Source organism: Streptomyces sp. NPDC007905 (genome assembly GCF_042959345.1).
Taxonomy (GTDB): domain Bacteria; phylum Actinomycetota; class Actinomycetes; order Streptomycetales; family Streptomycetaceae; genus Streptomyces.
In genome coordinates this window covers 335369-355478 of sequence record NZ_JBIBKS010000002.1, presented here as the reverse complement: position 1 = coordinate 355478, position 20110 = coordinate 335369, and the positions used below count along the sequence as shown (strand labels likewise).

20 protein-coding genes and 1 pseudogene are annotated in these 20110 nt (G+C 73.2%); 9 read left to right on the top strand and 12 right to left on the bottom strand.

From position 1 onward, the window contains the following. The first annotated feature begins 237 nt into the window (after positions 1-237). Both ACFZDC_RS05340 and ACFZDC_RS05335 read left to right on the top strand, forming a co-directional pair. Positions 238-399: a hypothetical protein gene (locus ACFZDC_RS05340; RefSeq protein ID WP_391320302.1), complete on the top strand. Its 162-nt coding sequence runs from the start codon at positions 238-240 to the stop codon at positions 397-399. Further along, positions 372-668, top strand: coding sequence for a hypothetical protein (locus ACFZDC_RS05335; RefSeq protein WP_391320300.1), 297 nt, complete (start codon positions 372-374; stop codon positions 666-668). The genes ACFZDC_RS05340 and ACFZDC_RS05335 overlap by 28 nt, the downstream gene beginning before the upstream one ends. Here ACFZDC_RS05335 and ACFZDC_RS05330 read toward each other — a convergent pair. Together ACFZDC_RS05330 and ACFZDC_RS05325 are read right to left on the bottom strand one after the other, a co-directional pair. Beyond that, positions 593-1705, bottom strand: coding sequence for an ATP-binding protein (locus tag ACFZDC_RS05330; protein WP_391320298.1), 1113 nt, complete (start codon positions 1703-1705; stop codon positions 593-595). The genes ACFZDC_RS05335 and ACFZDC_RS05330 overlap by 76 nt on opposite strands. Position 1706: 1 nt before the next feature. Continuing rightward, complete coding sequence (locus tag ACFZDC_RS05325) at positions 1707-2465, bottom strand: response regulator (protein WP_391320296.1); 759 nt, start codon at positions 2463-2465, stop codon at positions 1707-1709. Between the two features lie 105 nt (positions 2466-2570). Between ACFZDC_RS05325 and ACFZDC_RS05320 the strand changes: the two genes are divergently transcribed. The 3 genes and pseudogenes from ACFZDC_RS05320 to ACFZDC_RS05310 all read left to right on the top strand — a co-directional run. Further along, positions 2571-3281: a glycosyltransferase gene (locus ACFZDC_RS05320; protein WP_391320294.1), complete on the top strand. Its 711-nt coding sequence runs from the start codon at positions 2571-2573 to the stop codon at positions 3279-3281. A gap of 117 nt (positions 3282-3398) precedes the next feature. Continuing rightward, positions 3399-4010 (top strand): DUF2064 domain-containing protein, encoded by a 612-nt coding sequence (locus ACFZDC_RS05315; protein ID WP_391320292.1) that lies wholly within the window; start codon positions 3399-3401, stop codon positions 4008-4010. Next, positions 4007-4471: pseudogene (locus tag ACFZDC_RS05310) on the top strand (class I SAM-dependent methyltransferase); the annotation flags it as partial. The gene ACFZDC_RS05315 and the pseudogene ACFZDC_RS05310, both read left to right, overlap by 4 nt. A 146-nt stretch (positions 4472-4617) precedes the next feature. On the opposite strand, the gene ACFZDC_RS05305 reads toward ACFZDC_RS05310, so the two are convergent. Together ACFZDC_RS05305 and ACFZDC_RS05300 are read right to left on the bottom strand one after the other, a co-directional pair. Beyond that, positions 4618-5112, bottom strand: a complete 495-nt coding sequence (locus ACFZDC_RS05305) for a hypothetical protein (RefSeq protein ID WP_391320290.1) — start codon at positions 5110-5112, stop codon at positions 4618-4620. Beyond that, a complete protein-coding gene (locus ACFZDC_RS05300; RefSeq protein WP_391320288.1) occupies positions 5112-6401 on the bottom strand; it encodes a molybdopterin-dependent oxidoreductase in 1290 nt (429 codons plus the stop codon). The genes ACFZDC_RS05305 and ACFZDC_RS05300 overlap by 1 nt, the downstream gene beginning before the upstream one ends. 113 nt (positions 6402-6514) lie before the next feature. Between ACFZDC_RS05300 and ACFZDC_RS05295 the strand changes: the two genes are divergently transcribed. The 3 genes from ACFZDC_RS05295 (at position 6515) to ACFZDC_RS05285 (ending at position 8826) form a co-directional block, all read left to right on the top strand. Further along, positions 6515-7885 (top strand): hypothetical protein, encoded by a 1371-nt coding sequence (locus tag ACFZDC_RS05295; RefSeq protein ID WP_391320286.1) that lies wholly within the window; start codon positions 6515-6517, stop codon positions 7883-7885. Positions 7886-7996: 111 nt separating this feature from the next. After that, positions 7997-8461, top strand: a complete 465-nt coding sequence (locus tag ACFZDC_RS05290) for a hypothetical protein (RefSeq protein WP_391320284.1) — start codon at positions 7997-7999, stop codon at positions 8459-8461. Beyond that, positions 8458-8826 carry a transcriptional regulator gene (locus tag ACFZDC_RS05285; protein ID WP_391320282.1) on the top strand — a complete coding sequence of 123 codons (369 nt, stop codon included), beginning with the start codon at positions 8458-8460 and terminating at the stop codon, positions 8824-8826. Before ACFZDC_RS05290 ends, ACFZDC_RS05285 begins: the two co-directional genes overlap by 4 nt. Here ACFZDC_RS05285 and ACFZDC_RS05280 read toward each other — a convergent pair. From ACFZDC_RS05280 to ACFZDC_RS05250, 7 genes are all read right to left on the bottom strand, one after another. After that, complete coding sequence (locus tag ACFZDC_RS05280; protein WP_391320280.1) at positions 8823-9776, bottom strand: MIP family channel protein; 954 nt, start codon at positions 9774-9776, stop codon at positions 8823-8825. The genes ACFZDC_RS05285 and ACFZDC_RS05280 overlap by 4 nt on opposite strands. A gap of 95 nt (positions 9777-9871) precedes the next feature. Further along, the gene (locus tag ACFZDC_RS05275) at positions 9872-10537 is read right to left on the bottom strand and encodes an SDR family NAD(P)-dependent oxidoreductase (protein ID WP_391320278.1); all 666 of its coding nucleotides are present in this window, start codon (positions 10535-10537) and stop codon (positions 9872-9874) included. Between the two features lie 100 nt (positions 10538-10637). Next, positions 10638-11351 (bottom strand): DUF4328 domain-containing protein, encoded by a 714-nt coding sequence (locus ACFZDC_RS05270; RefSeq protein ID WP_391320276.1) that lies wholly within the window; start codon positions 11349-11351, stop codon positions 10638-10640. Positions 11352-11472: 121 nt separating this feature from the next. Next, complete coding sequence (locus ACFZDC_RS05265) at positions 11473-12141, bottom strand: HAD-IA family hydrolase (RefSeq protein ID WP_391320274.1); 669 nt, start codon at positions 12139-12141, stop codon at positions 11473-11475. A 36-nt stretch (positions 12142-12177) separates the two neighbouring features. Then, entirely contained in the window at positions 12178-14739 is a 2562-nt protein-coding gene (locus tag ACFZDC_RS05260; RefSeq protein WP_391320272.1) for a hypothetical protein, read from the bottom strand. A 164-nt stretch (positions 14740-14903) separates the two neighbouring features. Then, on the bottom strand, positions 14904-15821 hold the full coding sequence (locus ACFZDC_RS05255; protein ID WP_391320270.1) for an RNA polymerase sigma-70 factor: 918 nt from the start codon (positions 15819-15821) through the stop codon (positions 14904-14906). Between the two features lie 673 nt (positions 15822-16494). Then, positions 16495-17181, bottom strand: a complete 687-nt coding sequence (locus ACFZDC_RS05250; RefSeq protein WP_391320268.1) for a DUF6445 family protein — start codon at positions 17179-17181, stop codon at positions 16495-16497. Positions 17182-17428: 247 nt separating this feature from the next. On the opposite strand from ACFZDC_RS05250, the gene ACFZDC_RS05245 reads away from it, so the two are divergent. Next, positions 17429-18178, top strand: a complete 750-nt coding sequence (locus ACFZDC_RS05245) for a DUF4142 domain-containing protein (protein WP_391320710.1) — start codon at positions 17429-17431, stop codon at positions 18176-18178. Positions 18179-18201: 23 nt separating this feature from the next. Here ACFZDC_RS05245 and ACFZDC_RS05240 read toward each other — a convergent pair whose 3' ends face one another. Further along, complete coding sequence (locus ACFZDC_RS05240) at positions 18202-19848, bottom strand: alpha-amylase family glycosyl hydrolase (RefSeq protein WP_391320266.1); 1647 nt, start codon at positions 19846-19848, stop codon at positions 18202-18204. Between the last annotated feature and the right edge of the window lie 262 nt (positions 19849-20110).

The window sequence follows — 20110 nt, the reverse complement described above, 5'->3', positions numbered from 1 at the left end:
GGGCACGGCCCACCGCCTGGGTCCCGCTGCGCAACGTCGCCGGCCACGGCCGCGCCGAACCGGTCGCCTCCGCGTGGGAGAACGGCCGCCGCCCCCTCCTGCCCGGCCGCCCTCCGGCCCCACCGGCACCGGCTCGACCCTGCTCACAGCCCAGTCCCCGGGCCTGTGCGCCCGCTCGTCCTTCGGTGCGGCCCTGCCGACCGACCTCTGCCCCCTTCTTCCTCGGGAGACACGGACGTGAAGCACCCCCTGCGCGGCAGCACCGCGCTCACCGCCCTGCTCGTCGCGGCCCTGATCCCGGTGGCCCTGTCCGCCCCGGCCTCGGCCGCCCCCTCCGGGCTGCAGGGCGACTTCAACGGCCCGCCTCCGACGTGGACCGCGACGGCCGCGCCGACCTGACGGCCGTCGCCGCGCAGGAGAACGCCCCCGAGGGTGCGGTCCGGTTCCTGCCGGGCGCCTCGTCCACGCTCTACTCGACAACGGCGTCGACCTCCTTCGGCCCGGCGAAGGCGGCCCTGCCGGCCGGCAGGTACACCGGCTTCGCGGAGAACCTGGCCGACCAGGGCCTGGTGCGCAACAGGCCCTCGCGGGCCTACGCCTCCGCCGGCGGCAGGGTCACCTCGAAACGGCAGCCGCCCGGGATGTTCCGCACGGTCGTCCGGCCCTGATGCGCCTCCACGATCCCCCGTACGATCGCCAGCCCCAGCCCCGCCCCGGCCGGCGGGGTCCGGGCGTCGGTCCCGCGCCAGCCGGTGTCGAAGACGCGGGGCAGGTCCTCCTCGGGGATGCCGCCGCAGCCGTCCGTCACCGAGAGCACCACACCGTCGGGCGCCCGCTCGGCGGCGACGGCGACCGTGCCGTCGGCGGGGGTGCGGCGGATGGCGTTCACCAGCAGGTTGGCGAGGACCCGGCTCATCTCCTTGCCGTCGACCTCCACCGGCACCGGCTCCACCCGGTCGCCGACCAGCCGGACACCGTGCTCGCGGGCCAGCGCGCCGACCCCCGCGAGGGCGTCGCCGACCAGGTCGTACAGCGAGATCCGGGCGGGACTGAGGGGCAGGGTGCCGGCGTGGATGCGGGAGAGTTCGAAGAGGTCGCCGACCATGTCGTTGAGGCGTTCCACCTCGGTGCGGATCTGCTTGAGGTAGCGGTCGGGGTCGGCGGCCACCCCGTCCTCCAGCGCCTCCGACATGGCGCGCAGCCCGGCGAGCGGGGTGCGCAGGTCGTGCGAGATCCAGGCGACGAGTTCCCGCCGGGCCGTCTCCAGGGCCCGCTCGCGTTCCCGGGAGGCGGCGAGTCTGGCGCTGGTGGCGGCCAGCTCGCGGCTCAGTGCGTCCAGTTCGGCGGTGGCCGGTACGGCGGGTGCGGCGAAGGCGCCGCCGTCGCCGAAGTCGCGCGCCGCGTCCGCGAGTTCGCGGCTGCGGGCGACGACCCAGCGGCCCAGCAGCAGCGCGGTGACCAGCGAGACGACGGCCGCCATGGCGACGACGGTGGTGACGACCCTCAGGTCGTGGGAGGACAGGAACATCGCCTGGGCCACGGCCATGGTCCCGGCGAGCATGGCCACCACCCCGACGGCGGCCACCACGGCCAGCGAGGTGGTGAGGGAACGCCGGCGGCTCAGGCGCAGCACACCCGCTCCGGCGAGGCCGGTGGCGGCGGCGCCGAGGAAGGCGTAGAGGGCGATGAGGAGGGTGTCGCGCACGTCAGCCGGCCTCCTTCCCGGTGGCGTCGAAGCGGTAGCCGACGCCCCACACCGTCTGGATGAGACGGGGCCGTGCCGGGTCGTCCTCGACCTTGCCCCGCAGCCGGCGGACGTGGACGGTGACGGTCGACAGGTCGCCGAAGTCCCAGCCCCACACCTCGCGCATCAGCTCCTCCCGCCCGAACGCCCGCCCCGGATGCCGCAGGAAGAAGGCGAGCAGGTCGAACTCGCGCAGGGTCAGGGCCAGTTCGACGCCGTCCTTGGTGGCGCGGCGGGCGGCCGGATCGACGGTCAGACCGGCCGCGCCGAGCGGCCCGCGCGGTCCTCGCGGGGCGACGGGCCGGGCCCGGCGCAGCACCGACTCCACCCGCAGGACCAGCTCGCGCGGGCTGAACGGCTTGGTCACGTAGTCGTCGGCGCCGACCTCCAGACCGAGGATGCGGTCGTCCTCGTCGCCGCGCGCGGTGAGCATGACGACCGGCACCGGTGCGTGCGCGCGCAGCCGCCGGCACACCTCCAGGCCGTCCATCCCGGGCAGCATCAGATCCAGCACCACCAGGTCCGGCCGGTGCGCGGCGGCGCGCTCGAGGGCGGTCGGGCCGTCGGCGGCCCGGTCCACTGCGTATCCGGCACGGTCCAGGTACCCGGCGACGACCTCGGCGACGGTCGGATCGTCGTCCACGACGAGGATCCGGCCCCGGGCGCCCGGCTGCTGCCCGGTGTCCGGTCCGGTCTGCGGGGATGCGTACGGCTGTTGCATGTCCTCCACCCTGGCACCACGGCGCCGCCAGGGCCCGTCCACGGGTCCGACGTCCGCGTTTCGTAAGGAGCGGGAGTCCGCTTTGTGACGATTCCTGTTCGTAGGGTGAACGCCGTGACCACCTCATCGCCCCCGCCCGACGTGGACGTCGTGCTGCCCTGCCTGAACGAGGCCGGGGCCCTGCCCTGGGTCCTCGCGCGCATCCCGGCCGGCTGGCGCGCCCTCGTCGTCGACAACGGCTCCACCGACGGCTCCGCCGACCTCGCGCGTTCCCTCGGCGCGACCGTCGTGCGCGAGGACCGGCGGGGTTTCGGCGCCGCCTGCCACGCCGGGCTGCTGGCCGCCACCGCCGACGTGGTCTGCTTCTGCGACTGCGACGCCTCCCTCGACCCCGCCCAGCTGGTCCCGTTCGTCCGCGAGGTCCGCGCCGGCCAGGCCGACCTCGTGCTCGGCCGGCGCCGGCCGCAGGCCCGGGGCGCCTGGCCGGCCCACGCCCGGGCCGGGAACCTCGCGCTCGCCGCCCTCCTGCGCCGCCGCACCGGGCTGCGCCTGCACGACCTCGGCCCCCTGCGCGCCGCCCGCCGCGAGCCCCTCCTCGCCCTCGGCCTGACCGACCGGCGCAGCGGCTACCCCCTGCAGATGGTGGTGCGCGCGGCCGACGCGGGCTGGCGCGTCACCGAGCACGACGTGCCGTACCTGCCCCGCACGGGCACCTCGAAGGTCACCGGCACCTGGCGCGGCACCTGGCAGGCGGTCCGGGACATGAGCCGCGTCCTGAACGAGCCACCGGCGGCCCACCCGGCCGGCACCCCGTAGCCCGCGGGCAGTCGTGCCGCCGGGGCGGCACGGGTGAGCGCAGCGGCACCCCGCGCGCGGGCGAGCGACCCCACCCCTGCCCAGCCCGAACTCCGGTCATCGCAAAGGAAACCTCTCATGACGACCCTTCTCGTCATCGCCAAGGAGCCCCGGCCCGGCCGGGTCAAGACGCGGCTCACTCCGCCCTTCTCCCCCGAGCAGGCCGCCGCTCTCGCCGAGGCGTCGCTCGCCGATACCCTGCGGGCGGTGGCCGAAGCCCCGGCCGCGCGCCGGATGCTCGTGCTCGACGGGCGGCCCGGCCCCTGGCTGCCGCCCGGCTTCGACGTCGTGCCGCAGTGCGCGGGCGGCCTGGACGCCCGGCTCGCCGACGCCTTCGCCCGCTGCTCCGGCCCGGCCCTGCTGATCGGCATGGACACCCCGCAGGTCACCCCGGACCTGCTCACCGTGGACTTCGCGGACTGCGACGCGTACTTCGGGCCGGCCGAGGACGGCGGCTTCTGGGCGCTGGGCCTGGCCCGCCCCGAGCCCGCGCTGCTGCGGGGCGTGCCCATGTCGACGCCGGTGACCGGGGCCGTGCAGCGGGAGCGGCTGGTCGCCGCCGGGCTGCGGGTGCGGGACCTGCCCCGGCTGCGGGACGTCGACACCGTCGCCGACGCCCGTGCCGTCGCCGCCCTCGCCCCGCACGGCGCCTTCGCCGCCCGGCTGGCCGACTGCACGGCCGCCCGATGAGCGCCACGACCGCCCCGCCCGCCTGGGCCGCATCCGACCCCTACGCCACGGCCCTTCGCACCGGCCGGGGCCCGCTGTTCCTGCGCCGCGCCGACGGCCGGCTGCTGCCGCTGGAGGTGGAGCGCTGGTGCGCCGGCGCGGACGCCGTGGACCGGGCGGTGCTGGACCGCTGCGAGGGCGCCGTCCTGGACGTCGGCTGCGGGCCGGGCCGGCTGGTGGCGGAGCTCGCCGCCCGGGGCCGTACCGTCCTCGGCGTCGACGTCAGCGAGGCCGCCGTCACCCGCACCATCACCGTCGGCGGCCAGGCGCTGCGCCGCTCGGTCTTCGACCCGCTGCCCGGCGAGGGCCGCTGGGGCACGGTACTGCTCATGGACGGCAACGTCGGCATCGGCGGCGACCCGGGCGCGCTGCTGCACCGGATGGCTCAACTCCTCGCGCACGACGGGCTGTTGATCGCCGAGACCGCTCCGCAGGACGTCGAGGAGCGGACCGAGGTGCAGGTCGTCGCCCACGGCCGGGAAGCCGTCGGCGCCCCGTTCCCCTGGGCGCGGATCGGCACCCCCGCCCTGCTCCGGCTCGCGGACCGCGCCGGATGGCGGACGGCCGCTCAGTGGGCGGCCGGCGGGCGCCGCTTCGTCGCCCTGCGCACCTTCCCCCGCTCCCGGATTCGTCCGAGCGGGGGGACCCGCATCGCCAGCAGCAGCGCCGAGCCGCCGAAGAGCACGGCGGTGACCAGCAGCCAGCGCCCGAGGAAGACATCGGCGGACAGGGCGGTGGCCGAGCGGTAACGCCGGTCCACCAGACCGAGGATCAGCGGGAACCACACCAGCAGCAACAGCCCCGACAGCAGGGCCGGCACCCGCACGTACGGCACCCACGCCCGCCGCCCGCCCGCGTCGAGCCCGCGTACGACCGCCCGGTCCAGCACCGCGTACAGCGGCAGCAGCACGAGGTCGTGCAGCAGGGCGGCCGCCACGATCCACAGCGCCACCCCGAACCAGTCACCGGCCAGGAGCCGTGTCCCGGCGTACCCGGCGAGCGCGAAGGAGCAGGTGAGCAGCAGCAGTTGGAAGGGACTGCCAACCGGAACGCGGCGCGGCATCACAGGTCTCCGAAGGTCAGCCGGGCCACCCACTTGGTGTTGAGCACACCGGGCGCGGCGGGCACGATGATCCGCGCCGGGTAGCCGTGGTCGGGGGACAGGTCCTCGCCGTTGACGTACAGGGCGAGCAGGGAGCGCGGGTCCGCCACCTGGTTGGCGCGCAGCGCCGCGTGGCGGAAGGCGCCGTGCCGCTGCAGGGACTCCACGAACACGTCCGGCGGATCACCGTCGTACCCGACCAGCGCCGCGAGGTGGCGCAGCCGCACCCCGCGCCACCACTGGTCGGCCGTGGACCAGCCCTCCACACAGGCGATCGGCAACGAGGAGCTGTGCAGGGGCATCCGGAGCAGCTGGGCGCGGGCGAGACGGACGGTTCCGGTACGCCCGGTGACCACGAGCCGCCAGGCCTCCTCCCCCGTCTCCGCCGCGCCGATCCCCGCGTACGCGGCCGTCTTGTTGATCTGGAAGCCGTTCGGACCGCCCGGGTCGGCCCCACCGTGCGGCGCGAGCAGGGCGGTGCGGCGGAAGGGACCGCCCAGGCTCTGCCCCGCGGTGGTGAGGAACAGCAGCAGCGAGCCGCCGCCGACCAGCGCCAGCGCCCCGCGCCGGGAGACGGTGGGCGGGTCGGGACGCGGGGAGACCAGGTCGCCCTCTGCTCGCACCCGTTCCTCTTGCACCTGGCCCTCTCGCACCCGCCCTTCTCGCACCCGTTCTTCCCGCGCCCGCCGCCGTACGTTCCGCACGGCGGCCGGTGTCTTCAGCACCGCGTGCGCGAGGAACGCGGCGAAGAACACCCACGCACCGTAGAAGTGCAGCGGATAGAAGGAGCCGGGGAAGACGTAGTCCAGCTGGACGTTGAGCACCCCGGTCGTGAACTCGAACAGGCCGCCGCCGACCAGCAGCAGCAGCGATATCCGCTCCAGCGCGTGCGCGAGCGAACGGGCCGGCGGCAGCGTGAACAGCCTCGGCACCACCGACCACAGCTTGGCCAGCAGGACCGGGACCAGGGTGATGCCGAGGGTGACGTGCACACCCTGGGTGAACCGGTACAGCCACACGGGGCCGGTGGGCCACGCGAACAGGTAGAAGCCGAGGATGCCCTTGTCCGGGGTCGTGTCGTTCACTCGGGACAGGCCCGGGTTGTAGGCCGCGTACGACACGAGGCCGGTCACGAACAGCACCGTGATGCCGGCGAGCAGCACGAGGCCGAGCACCGAGGTGAACCAGGGACCGCGCAGGGGGCTGCGCCAGAAACCGGGGGAAGTGGGAAGCCGGGGATGGTCGCGCATGCTCCGACCGTAGGCCGGGAAACGTCCGGGAAAGGGTGCGCGACCCATGACGAAACGCTGACGTCCGGCCCGTACGACGGCCCGCGCGGGGCGGTGCGGCCTAACGTGCCGACGTGACCCGCTCCCTGCGCCGCGACCTGTACGCCGCCTGCGCCGCCGCCCTGCTCGTGACGGCGGCCGTCCTGGTCGGCCGCCACATCCAGGACACGCGCCACACCCTCTACGTGCACTGGCCTCCCCTGCTGGCCGAATGGGACCCGCACCTGGGCCCCGGCACCCCGGCCGCCGTCCTCCTCGCGGCGGCCGCCGTGGCGTACGGGCCACCCCTGGCAGCCCGCCTGCCCTGGCGCGCCCTGCTCGCGGCGGCCTGGGCGACGGCGACGGCCTGGATCTGCTCGCTCGCCCTCGTCGACGGCTGGCACCGGGGCATCGCGGGCCGCCTGACCACCCGTGAGGAATACCTCCGGGTCATCGACCGCTTCCACGACGCCCCGGCCACCCTGCGCGACTTCACCCACCACATCGTCAAAGGCACCCCCGCCCCCTGGCCGGCCCATGTCGCCGGTCACCCGCCGGCCTCCACGCTCACCTTCGTCCTCCTCGACCGGATCGGGCTGCGCGGCGGCGGCTGGGCCGGGATGTGGTGCGTGCTCGTCGGCGCGACGGCCTGCGTGGCCGTCCTGGTCGCCGTGCGGGCCCTGGCGGACGAGACCCTGGCCCGCCGCGCCGCCCCCTTCCTTGCCCTCACCCCGGCGGCCGTCTGGCTGGGCACCTCAGCCGACGCCTACTTCGCCGCGGTCGCCGCCTGGGCCCTGGCCCTGCTCGCGCTCGCGGTCACGAAGCGATCGCCGGCCCGGGCGGCGGCCTCCGGCCTGCTCCTCGGCCTGACCTGCTACCTGTCCTACGGCCTCACCCTCGTCGCTCTTCCCGCGGTGGCGGTGCTGCTGCTGGGCCGGGACGGGATCCGCGCGCGCCCGGCGCTGCCGCCGGCCCTGCTCGCCGGACTGGCCGTCGTCCCCCTGGCGTTCACGCTCGCCGGGTTCAACTGGTGGACGGCGTACCACCTGTTGGTGACCCGCTACTACCAGGGCGTCGGCGGCACCCGCCCCTACGGCTACTGGGTGTGGGCCAACCTCGCCTGCGCGGCCCTGATCACCGGCCCGGCGACGGCAGCGGGCCTGCGCCGCACGGCCGGCACGCTCACCCGCACGGACGGCACGCTCACGTGGAGGGCGAGCACCCCAGCGGCACCCCGCACATCCGCCGCCCCCGTCCGCCTGGCCCTCCTCGTCTGCGCCGCCCTGCTCGCCCTGCTGATCGCCGACCTGTCCGGGTTGAGCAAGGCCGAGACCGAGCGCATCTGGCTGCCGTTCGCGGTGTGGCTGCTCCCGGCGTGCGCGTACCTCACCCGGCCCCGGGCCTGGCTCACCGCCCAGGCGGTCCTCGCCCTGCTCCTCAACCACCTGCTGCTGACCGGTTGGTGACTCCCATGTGAGTGCGGAAAGTACTTGCATTCATGGAAAGTACTGTCCAAGGTGACGGTACGGATGCGGGGCGGCCGACCACCGCCCCTTGACTGCACCGGAGGGACAGGCATGGACAGCACGGGGGACCCGATGGACGCGCGCCGGGCGCGGGACGCACTGGCCACCGCATGCGCCGCCCAGGCGGCGGCGCGCAAGGCGAGCGACGAACGCAACAGGCCCCGGGGCTACGCGATCGGCCAGGGACTGACCTTCGCGGTCGGCTTCACCGCGCTGGGGCTGGCCGACCGGCGACCCCCCTGGGGCGTCTGGCTGCTGCCCGCCGGGCTGCTCAGCCTGACCGTCTTCCTCGTCCTGGTCTGGTCCGGCGCGCACCACGGCGGGGTGACGCGCTGGTTCGGCCGGGACTGCGGGCCCGGCCGGCCCGCCTGGCGCGCCTGGCTGCTCCCCTTCGCGCCCGCCGCCGTGGGCCTCCTGGCCGCGGTCCCGTACGGCGTGACCGGCTGGCTCATCGGCTTCGGCCTCGCCAGCGGCCTGGAATACCTGGTGCGCGCCGCCCGGGCGGGTACGGCATGACCGCCGGCCCGGGAGGCACGCCTCCCGCCCTGGACCGCGAACTCCACCACCCCACCCGGCTGGCCCTCGCCGCCTACCTCTCCGGCTGCGGGGAGGCCGAGTTCGCCGTCCTGCGGGACTACTGCCAGGTGTCCGACTCGACGCTGAGCAAGACACTCTCGGCCCTGGAGAGGACGGGGTACGTCAGCGTCCGCAAGGGCTACTTCGGCAAGCGCCCGCGCACCTGGGCCGCCCTCACCCTCAGCGGCCGCCGGGCGCTGGCCGGCCACCTCGCGGCACTGGAGGAGATCGCGTCCGCGGCCCGCCGGGCGGCGGCGGAGGCCACAGCACACCGGGCCCTGCCGTCGGACGACAGGACCTTCTAGTACTCGTCCTCGCCGACCTCCTTCACCGGCCGGGTCCGGCCCGGCTCGGGCAGCTCGGCCATCTCGGCGCGCACGACCAGGACGTCGCCGATGAACAGGTCGTAGATCAGGATCCCGACGGTCCCGCCGATCAGCGGCCCGACGATCGGGATCCACCAATAGGCGCTGAACGCGCCGGCGACGCTCCCCGGGAACGCCAGGCTGTCCCAGCCCGCCGCGTAGGTGAACAGCCGCGGTCCGAAGTCACGGGCCGGGTTGATGGCGTAGCCGGCGTTCGCGCCGTAGGACATGCCGATGGCGGCGACGACGAAGCCCACGATCAGCGGCGCGAGGTTGGCTTTCACGGCCTGGTTGCGCACATCGATGATGGCGGCGATCAGCATGAGCAGGAAGGCCGTGCCGACGATCTGGTCGATCAGCGGCCCCCAGATGCCGCCGTGGAAGTACGGCGCCGGGAAGGTCGCGAAGATCGAGAACGTGGCGTTCGTGTGCCCGTTCACCTTCGGCCCCACCACGGCGCCGTCGAAGGCGTTGATCGCGTTGTGGTAGACGAGATAGACCAGGGCCGCCCCGGTCATCGCGCCGACGATCTGCGAGAACCAGAACGGCACCACCTTGGCCCACGAGAACCCGCGGCGCACGGCCATCGCCAGCGTCACCGCCGGGTTCAGGTGCGCACCGCTGACACCGCCGGCCACGTAGACGCCGAAGACGACGGCGAACGCCCAGCCCCAGGTGATGAGCAGCCAGTCACCGGCCGCGAGGAAGATCGTCGTGGGGGTGGCGGCACGGCCCGAGCCGGGCAGTGCGGCAACCGCCATCGCGACCACGCCGCAGCCGAAGGAGATGAGGACGAAGGTCCCGAGGAACTCCGCCAGGCACTCGCCCAGCAGGCCGCCCCGGCTCCTGAGCCGGGAGGGCTTGATGAGCGGAGGGATTTCGACAGCCATTGAGGCCCCCTTGAAGAGAGCAAATGCGGCCAACATCACCATATTGGCTCACAAACGCTCTTCACGCAGGGCGACCCGGATCTCCCCAAGGTCGGTCAGCTGTCCAGGTCGTCGGCGTAGTGCCGGAACCCGCGCCGGTCCCGGTGCATGCCCCACAGGGTGTCCGCCAGCACGGAGGGGTCCTTCCGCACGTGCCCGGGCGTGATGGCCCCGGGGATCACCAGCTGCCCGACATGGATCCCCTCGGGGGCCAGCCGGTCGTGCAGCAAATGCCCGTACGCGCTCTCCGCCGCGAACGCGATCGACGTCCCCGCCCGCTCCGGATGGGGTACGGCGGCCGTCCCGCCATTGACGAAGAGGACGGTCCCCCGTCCCAGCTCCCGCATCCCCGGCAGCACCTGCTGCACCGCCGCGACCGGCCCGTACACCGAGAACTCGATCGGCCCGAGCAGATCCCGGTGCCGGGTCTCCAGCACGGGCCGCATGAAGTCCCGGTGCGGAACCGGGCTGTACTGCAGCACCTCGATGGTCCCGAGCGCCGCGGCGGCGTCCCGCAGAGCCGCCACCAGCTCCTCCGGCCGGCGCACATCGGCGGCGAACCCCCGCGCGGCGACGCCTTCGTCGGCGAGCTCACCCACGAGCTCGTCCAGCCGGTGCCGATCCCGGGCGACGAGGGCGACGTCGTACCCCTCCCGCCCGAACCGACGAGCTACGGCGGCCCCCAGCCCGGGCCCGGCACCCACGATGGCAAAGACGCTCATGCAGGAATCCTCGTCCCTGCCGCGGAGCCCCACCACTCACGGGACACCTCACCCGGGCACGCGCCCGGCGGTGCGCCCCGCCCCGCCCCGGAACGGCGGCCTAGCTCTTGCCGGGGAGGTCCGCGGTCTCCGCGGGCCGGCCCTGTCCCTGACGGATCCGCTCCACCTGCACGGCGGTGACGGCCCGTACGGCGAACGCGCCGGCCACGGCGGCACCGACGACGGCGGCGTCGGAGGCGAGCAGCGGCCACACCTCGGTGTACGCCCGGGCGATGATCTCGTCGGTGGAGTCGTCGTACACCAGTCCGACCCCGCTGAGCATCCCGATCAGCCAGAGCCCCCACCACACGTTGACGGAGACGGGCAGCTTCCGCCCCGGCGCCGTGGTCCGGTGGGCGTCGGCGACGATCCCCCGCGGAAACCACAGGTTCACGACGGGCACGATCCACCCGAGGTAGACCCAGATCCCGGCGTACTTCGGCGCCTGCCCCGTCAGCGCACGCGCGTTGTCCCGCACCCGCCACAGCCACGCGGTGAACAGCAGCGCACACAGGAAGGTGACGCCTCCCCCGAGGGAGGTCACGAAGTGATACGAGTCCTCCAGCCCGTTGAGCGGCCGGTGCACCCCGTTTCCCTGATCCGGCGGCCCCGAGTCGGGCTCCCCCGCGACGGCCAGCCGCGCTTCCCACACGGCCCGCACCACCCACGCAAGACCCGCGAGCAACAACCCCCCGGCGGTCAGCTGCCCGGACACCTTGAGGGGCCTCACGGCGAGGTCGGGATGGGTGGCGGGCCGGACTATCCGTTCGTTCACCGGGTCATCGTGGCGCACGACGGACCACTGTTGCCAGGGACGCGCCAGCCGAACCACCACCCGCCTCGGCGTGACGGGGAGACGCGCGTCACCTTCGCCAAGCACCGGGGTATGCCCGGCCTCAGGCCACCCCGGTCCCCCGGGTCACGGACGCGAAGGCCAGGATGTGCGGGACCGCTTCGCGCAGCGTGACGAAGTGGCGGTGCACGCCCTCCACCGCGGCCGCCGAGTTCACGCCCCACACCGTCATCCCGGCCCGCAGCGCGGACAGCACACCCGAGGGGGCGTCCTCGATGACCAGGCAGCCCTCCGGTTCGGCACCGAGCAGCCCGGCGGCCCGCAGATACGGGACGGGAGAGGGCTTGCCCTCCTCGACGGCGGCCGCGTCCACGATCAGGTCCGGCACCGGCAGGCCCGTCCGCCGGAAGCGGCCACGCACCCGGTGCTCGTAGTTGGAGGTGACCAGGGCCCAGGAGCCCGGCGGCAGGGCGTGCAGCAGCTCGGGTGCGCCGGCGAAGGCCGTATAGACGCCGGACCGGACGTCCTCGTCCTCCAGTTCGTGCAGCAGGGCCAGGCACTGCTGTGGATCATGGTCCGGAGCGACCTGGGCGAACGTCTCCATGGGGCGCGTGAGCAGCGCCACCCGGTGGACCTCCTCCGCGTCCAGGCCGTACCGCTGCGCCCAGGTCGCCCAGACCCGGCGCTGGTTGCCCAGCGCGTCGATCAACGTGCCGTCGACATCGAACAGGACGTGCTTCGTGCGGGCCGGCCGCGCGGGTTCGCTGATCATTTTTCGATCATGTCAGGCGGCCGCCGGCGAGGTCGCTCAGGTCCTGACCGTCAGGTACAGCCAGCCGCTCCACGTGCTCGGGTTGGCGGTGTCCGTCGTGGCGTGCACGTACTCCGAGCGCACCCGGAACCGGTGGTCGACCGCGTTGGTGAGGCCCAGCTGCGTCGCCGCGGTGCTGTTCGCGTCCAAGGTGAAGCAGTCCGAGGTGGTGAGCGTGTGCCAGGCGCCGCTGTAGTACTCCTGGGCCTGGAAGCGCTCGCACTGGCCGGACTTGTTCGGGGTCACCGTGGCGGCCACCCGCGGCTTCGCGGTGTGGTGGTAGACGCGGTAGGTGGTGCCGCCGTACGTCGTGCTCGTGTAGTAGCCGCTCAGTGTCTCCGCGATCTTCGCGTACGCCTGGGCGGTGCGGGTGGCCGTGGCCGGGGCGTAGCGGTAGTCGCCCGCGAAGGACGCCGTGAAGGTGGTGTTGCGGGTGAGCTTGTACGTCGCCGACAGGTTGCCCTTGCTGTCCACGGTGCCGGTCTTGACCAGGGTCTTCTTGCCGCCGACGGGCGTGGCGTAGATCGAGACCGTGCGGCCGTTGTACGTCGTGCCGAGGTGGGCGGTGGCGGTGGCCGTCGCGCCGTACGCGTACGAGGACGCGTTGGTGGTGACGGAGAGGGCCGTGGTGGCACGGGAGACCTGGACGATCGCGGATGCGGTGGCCGCCCGGTGGGAGGCGTCGCCCGGGTAGTCGACCGTGTAGGTGTTGGCGCCGCCGACGGGCGGGGTGTCCTTGACGGTGATCGTGCCGTCGCTGCCCACGGGCACGGTCCACTTCACGGGCGCGGTCGTGTGGGCGGCGTCCGTGCGGGACACGGTGACGGTCTCGCCGTCGCCGTAGGGCGCGTCGCTCAGTGTGCCGCCGAAGGTGAGGGCGGTGGCGCGGGTGGCGGTCGCCGGGGCCTTCAGGGTCAGGGCGGGGGCGTACGGGGAGACCTGGATGCCCGCGTCGGCGGCGGTCGGCTGGTGGGTGGTGTCACCCGCGTACGACAGGTGGTAGGTGAACCGTGCGGCGCTGCCCGGGGCGTCCTTGACGGTGAACTCGGTGGTGGCCGTGTCGACCGGGACCGACGGGAGCTGCGTCGTCTCCTGGGTGTCCTCGTTGGTCCTGGACACCTGGACGGTCGTGCCCTCGGGAAGGGTGCCGAGGTTCAGCCCGGTCATGAGCGAGCCGGTGAGGACCACCGAGTGCGGCGTCGCCGAGCCGATCTCCGGGAAGGTGATCAGGGTCGCCAGACGGGCCACGTGCACCGTCAGCGAGGCCGTCGCGGGGCGGTGGGCCGCGTCACCGGCGTACGTCACCCGGTACGTGTACGCCCCCTCGTCCTGCCGGGTGTCGCCGATGGCGAACGAGCCGTCCTTGCCGACCGTGGCGTCGGGCAGTGCCGTGCCGTCACGGGTGACCTGGAGCGAGGCGCCGGACGGTACGAAGCCCTTGGTGCTCAGTGCTCCGGTGACCGTGTACTGCTGGGTGGGGACCGCCTGTTGCGGGTGGGTCAGGGAGAGCTCGGTGTCGGTGAGCTTGGGGGCGCCCAGCACGTTGAGGGTGTGGGCACCGGAGGAGTCCCGCGTGACGGCGTAGAGCGTCGCGCCGTCGGATCCCCACGCCAGGCCGTCCGGGGCCACGGTGCCGGACGGGAAGGCGACGTGGTTCTCGGCGAGGGTGTTCGAGCCGGCGTAGAGGTGGACTCCGGCGGCCGAGCCCGAGGTGCTGCCGACGGCGATCGTGCCGTCGGTGTCGACGGCGAGCGAGTTCGGGCCGGAGTTCACGCCGCCGGTGTAGTACACCGACGGGTCGGTGCTGCCGAGGTCCGCGGTGCGGTACGCCTTCAGGGCCGCCTGCTGGGGGGCGGCGATCAGCACCTCCGCGCCGTCGCCGGTGACCTGGAGCCCGGTCGCCGTACCGCCGCCGACCAGCGTGTCGGCCTGGGCCGACGCGGTCCCGGAGGAGACGTCGAAGGTGGCCACGTGGCTGAGGTTCTGCTGCGGCTCCTCGGCGGCGAGCACACCGCCGCCCGTCGCGAGCAGGGGTGCGACCGACCAGTGCGACATCGAGGGCCGAGGGGTCGCCGCGGGATCGGCGGCGGCCGGATCCACCGACCCGATGCCGCCGTTGCCGTCGGCCGCGTAGCCGTACCAGACCCGGCCGCCCGCCACGGCGACGGATACCGGGGCGCTCCCGGTCCCGGTCGGCCAGCGGGTGGACTCGGTGAGCGTCGCCGTGTCGATGGCGGCGACCGCGTCGCCGTCGGCCAGGGCCGCGTAGAGCGTCCCGCCGTCGGAGGACAGTGCCAGCCCGGTGGCGCCCTGCTCGTCCGCGATCGTGGTGACGGGGCTGCCGGACAGGTCGGTCACCACGATGCCGGTCGTGCCGGTGCCCTGGCTGAAGAAGATGTGCTGGTGAGCGGTGTCGACCAGCATGTGCGAGTAGTGGGACAGCGGCAGTGCCGCCGTGCTGTCGGCCCAGGCGGCGGAACCGCTGAGGCCGACGGTGGCAGTGGTCAGCCCGGCGGCGACCGCTATCGCCGCCGTGAGCGAGACCCGCTTGAGGGGCATGGAGCTCCTGGGAAAAGGATGAACAAGCAGAGCGGACGACAACTACCGACCATGACGGGGCCCCTGAGGATGTACGCCTGCGGGTCACGACCTGGCAAAAGGTTGGCCGGTGCAGCAACCTGGGCCCCGGCCGGACGGCCTCCGGAGTCCGCCCGGCAGCTCGGCTATGCCTGGCCGGGGTGGCTGAGGGCCTGAAGTCCCTTCAGCTTCTCCGGGTTCACCTGCAGGCGCAGGTTCTTGATGCGGTCCTCCGCCAGGTCGTAGGTCAGGACGGCCACCGGTAGGTCGCCGAGGCTGAACAGGAGGCCCAGTTCGCCGTTGACCAGAGCCCGTTGGAAGGTCATGCCCGCCGACTGCCGTTTCGCCAGGACGCCGAGGATCCACCTCGCCACGTGGGCCGGGCCGTACAGCGGGCGGCGGGCCGCGGTCACCTTGCCGCCGCCGTCCGACCAGCAGGTGACGTCAGGGGCGAGGAGTTCCATCACCGCGTTCAGGTCGCCGCCCGCGCACGCCTCGATGAAGTGGGCGGTGACGCGGGCCCGCCGGTCGGGGTCCGTGTCGTAGCGGGGGCGGCGGGACTGGACGTGGGAGCGGGCGCGGTGAGCGATCTGGCGGACGGTGGGTTCCGGGCGGTCCAGAATGCCGGCGATCTCCGCGTGGGAGTAGCCGAAGACCTCGCGCAGGACGAACACCGCCCGCTCCACCGGGGACAGCGTCTCCAGGATCACCAGCATCGCCGTCGACACGCTGTCCGCGCGTTCCGTTTCCTCGGAGGCGTCGGGGGAGGTGAGGAGGGGCTCGGGGAGCCAGGGGCCCACGTACTCCTCGCGGGTCGCCCGGGCCGAGGTCAGACGGCTCAGGGAGAGGTTCGTGACGGTGCGCACCAGATAGGCGCGGGGATTGCGGACCGCGGAACGGTCCGCCGCGTTCCATTTGAGCCAGGCGTCCTGGAGGACGTCCTCCGCGTCCGTCACGCTGCCCAGCATCCGGTACGCCGTCGCGAACAGCAGACGCCTGTGTTCGAGGTACGGGTCGGGGTCCTGGCCCGCGCTCCGGTCGTTCTGCCTCTCCGTGCTCTCCATGGGATCAACCTGCCAGAAGCCGTTCGTTCCCGTCGTCGGTGGCGGCCCCGAGTCCTCGCGCTGCCCGCCCTCGACACCGTCACCGTCATGGTCACGCGCCTGCTCAGCCGGTGGAACGGCAGGGGGCTCGCGCTCACCAGCTCCTTGTACAGGGCCGCCGCGCGGCCCCTCAGACACGCCCGCCGCGGGGTGTCGTCCGCGTGGGTGAACCGGATGACCGCGTCCCCGCGGCCCAGGCTCACCGGCTGGTGGACGTAGCCGCGGCGGAAGGGGTGGAGCGGGCGGCCGTGCAGCCGGCGCGCGATCGCGTCCACCGTGTACGCCGCCGTCGGCATCCGCGCCCGCGAGCGGGTCGGGGATGCGGTGCTCGGCAAGGTCCTGGCCCGTCGCCGCCTGGTGCATCCGCAGGCGCTCCGTGAAGCGGGCGGAGGGGTTGACCAGGGTGATGGTGACGCCGGTGCGGCGCGCGCGGTGGGCCAGGCGGATCGCCGCCGGCATGCCCGTGCAGCCACGGCGCCCAGGACCACGACACGGTGGCCGCGGTACGTCCCTCGTCCTGTCTTCGGCTGCTTCGACATGTCCGCTCCCGGGATCGGTGTGCCGGTGATGTCCATGGGACAGCCGGGCCCGGGCGGACGTGACAGGCAGGGACGTGATCTGGGCCACGGGGGGCTCAGGCCATCCAGAAGAAGACCGCCGTCATCCGCTTCTCCTCCAGTTCCTTGCCGAAGTAGCCGGTCGCGCTGTGCACGAGGTTGGCGTTGTAGAGCAGGAGACGGTTGTACTTGTGCGGGACGCGGACGTCCTCCTCGAACACGTCCGGAGACACGAAGCGGGTGCCGAGGGCCTCGACGAGGTTGTTGTGGGGCGCCTGGACGACATTGCCGCCGAGGCGGCCGCCGGGCAGCGACTGGCGGTAGAAGCTGGTGCCGCAGTCCTTGGGCACGTGCGGATTGAGGTACAGCACGGCCGCGTACCGGCACAGCGCGCGGGAGTCGGTGTGCGGGCGGGGCTCGCTCTCGCCCTCGCCGACCACCTGGACGCAGTTGTGGTTGAGGGTGCCGCCGCCGGGCGCCTGCTGCACCCACAGCTCCTTGGCGCCGGTCGCCTTCTTCACCAGCCGTTCGACACGGCCGAGTTCAGCCGGCTCCAGGCCGGGCATGGCACGCAGGCCCGGCCAGGTCTCGGAGGTGTACGGGTAGCCCTTGACCCAGTCGTCCTTGGCCAGACACCGCTCCCGTACGGCGTCGACGTCCGGCAGGACGTCGTCCAGCACCCAGTAGTCGCGGCCCTTGGTGGGCTTGCGGTAGGGCAGGACGGGAAGGGAGCCGGGCATTCTGGGGGGTGGCTGTGGGGGCATGCGGCGAATCTAGGCCCGTGTTCCCGTCCCTTCCCCCGATGATTGGTCAACCTTTCGCCAACGGCGGATCAAGCGGCGGGCGACGAAGCCGGTGTCTGCGCGGCCCGGCGAAATTTTTACGCGGAACACCGACACAAACCCCTTCCGCATCCGTACTCCTGTGCGTCCGAAACCGCCTGCGGGCGGGATCCACGACCAGGCAGGAGGCACGGTGCGCTTTTCGCGGAACGCGACGGGAACCCTTTTCGTGGGCGGTGCGATGGCCCTGACCCTCGGCGCACTGGCCTATCCGAGCATGCTCGGGTTGAGCACCGTCTCCGACTCGCCGACACGGATCATCGCCCAGACGCAGTGGGGACCACTCACCGAAGGTGACCGGGACTTCGTGGTCAAGGTGCGGGCGGCCGGGCTGTGGGAGTACCCGCTCGGTCAGATCGGGTTGCAGAAGGGCAGCTCGAAGGGCGTCCTCGAGGCCAGCAAGCACCTGGTCGACGGGCACGCCGCGCTGGACGCCAGCTGCCGCAAGATCGCGCCCATGCTGAACGTCACCCTGCCCAACATCGCGAGTCCCCAGCAGGAGGGCTTCGTCACCCAGTTGAAGGCGGAGAGCGGCAAGCAGTTCGACACCGACTTCGCCAACATCCTGCGCATGACGCACGGCTCGATCTTCAACACCATCGCGAAGATCCGTTCCACCACCAAGAACTCGCTGGTGCGGGCCCTGGCGGACCAGGCCAACGACACCGTGCTCGACCACATGACGGTGATGGAGAGGACGGGTCTGGTCGACTTCGACCAGACCATCTTCAACCAGACCACCCCGCCGAAGCTGCCCTCCTCCGACGTGACCCCGCCGCCCCCGCCCGCGGGCCAGCCGCAAGTGGTGCTCACACCCCCGCCGAACGCCACGTCCACCCCGTTGAACATCGACGGCCTCACCGGCGGCGGCTCCGGGAACACCTCCCCCGGCCCCAACCCGAGCCCGACCGTGGGTTAGGGCCCGCACCAGGCCCTGAGGGCCTAGGCGAGCCAGACGGTGGTGTCGGGTGGAAGGACTCCTTCCTCCGGCAGGGGCGCGCTGGCGAGCAGCACCTCGCCCGGCGGCAGCGGCAGGGGCTCCGCGCCGAGGCTGGTGACGCACCGCCAGGTCTCGGTGCGGGTGAAGTCGAGTACGCCCGCCGGCGCGTCCGGCGTCCAGGTCAGCGTCTCGCCCTCCAGCAGCTTGCGGCGCAGCCTGAGGGCGGTGCGGTACAGCTCCAGGGTGGAGCCCTCGACGCCGGCCTGGGCCTCGACGGCGTACGAGGCGAAGGACGCCGGCTGCGGCAGCCAGGCGGCCCCCGGCCCGAAGCCGTACGAAGGCCCGGTCGTCGTCCACGGCAGCGGCACCCGGCACCCGTCGCGGCCCTTGCGAACGTGGCCCGACTGCTCCCAGATCGGGTCCTGCAGCACCTCGGTGGGCAGGTCGGCGACCTCGGGCAGGCCGAGTTCCTCGCCCTGGTAGACGTACGACGAGCCGGGCAGCGCCAGCATCAGCAGGGTCGCGGCTCGGGCCCGGCGCAGGCCGGCCTCCCGGTCGATCGCCGGTGCCCGGCCGCCGGACAGCAGCCAGGCGTTCTCGTCGGTGCCGGCCGGCAGTACGAGGCGGGAGGCGTGGCGTACGACGTCGTGGTTGGAGAGCACCCAGGTGGCGGAGGCACCGGCCGCGCGGGCCGCGTCGAGCGAACCGGTGATGACCTCGCGGAGTTCGTCCACGTCCCAACGCGCCTGGAGATACTCGAAGTTGAAGGCCTGACCGAGTTCGTCCGGGCGGGCGTACAGGGCGCGGCGGGCGTCCGGGACCCAGGCTTCGGCGACCGCGGTGCGGGGCGGGGTGTAGGCGTCGAAGATCTTGCGCCAGTCGCGGTAGATCTCGTGCACCTCGTCGCGGTCCCAGTACGGGTGGCTGCCGGGCGGGACGCGCAGCAGGGCCTCCTCGCCGGTGGCGCCGATGCCGCCGACGTCCCGGAGCGGTTCGGTGAGGTCCTTGGCCAGGCCGTGGGCGACGTCGACGCGGAAGCCGTCGACGCCCCGGTCGGACCAGAAGCACAGGGTGGTGCGGAAGTCGGCGCGCACCTCCTCGTTGTCCCAGTTGAGGTCGGGCTGTTCGGGAGCGAAGAGATGCAGGTACCAGTCGCCGTCGGGGACGCGCTGCCAGGCGCTGCCGCCGAAGACCGACTGCCAGTCGGTCGGCGGGAGTTCGCCGTGGGCGCCACGGCCGGGACGGAAGACGTAGCGGTCGCGGGCGGCGGAGCCGGGGCCGGCCCGCAGGGCCTCCTGGAACCAGGGGTGCTGGTGCGAGGTGTGGTTGGGGACGACGTCGACCACGACCTTCAGGCCGAGCCGGTGGGCCTCGGCGGCCAGCGCGTCGAAGTCGTCCAGGGTGCCCAGGCGCGGGTCGACGCCGCGGTGGTCGACGACGTCGTAGCCGCCGTCGGCGAGTTCGGACGGGTAGAAGGGGCTGAGCCAGAGGGCGTCGACGCCGAGCGTGGCGAGGTGGTTCAGGCGCTGGGTGACGCCCCTGAGGTCGCCGAGGCCGTCGCCGTCGGCATCGGCGAAACTGCGCGGATAGACCTGGTAGATGACGGCCTGGCGCCACCAGTCGGGGTTCCTGGACGAGAGGTCTGCCATGCGGGCTCCCTTCGGACGGGACGACAGAGGGTCGGCAGGTGGTCGGCAGAGGGCCGACAGTAATGACTCTGTCCACATTGCCCGGAAAGGGAACCTTCGCATGTTGCGGAGAGGATCACTCCTCGCGTGAGGGAGTTGTGATGACCGACTGACCTCCCCTTGGGATACCGCAGGTTGGCAGGTTTCAACAGCGATGATCACCATGTCCTCACACGGCGGCGCACGGTACCAGTGGGCCGCGTGTCTCTTGTGACCCTTCCGC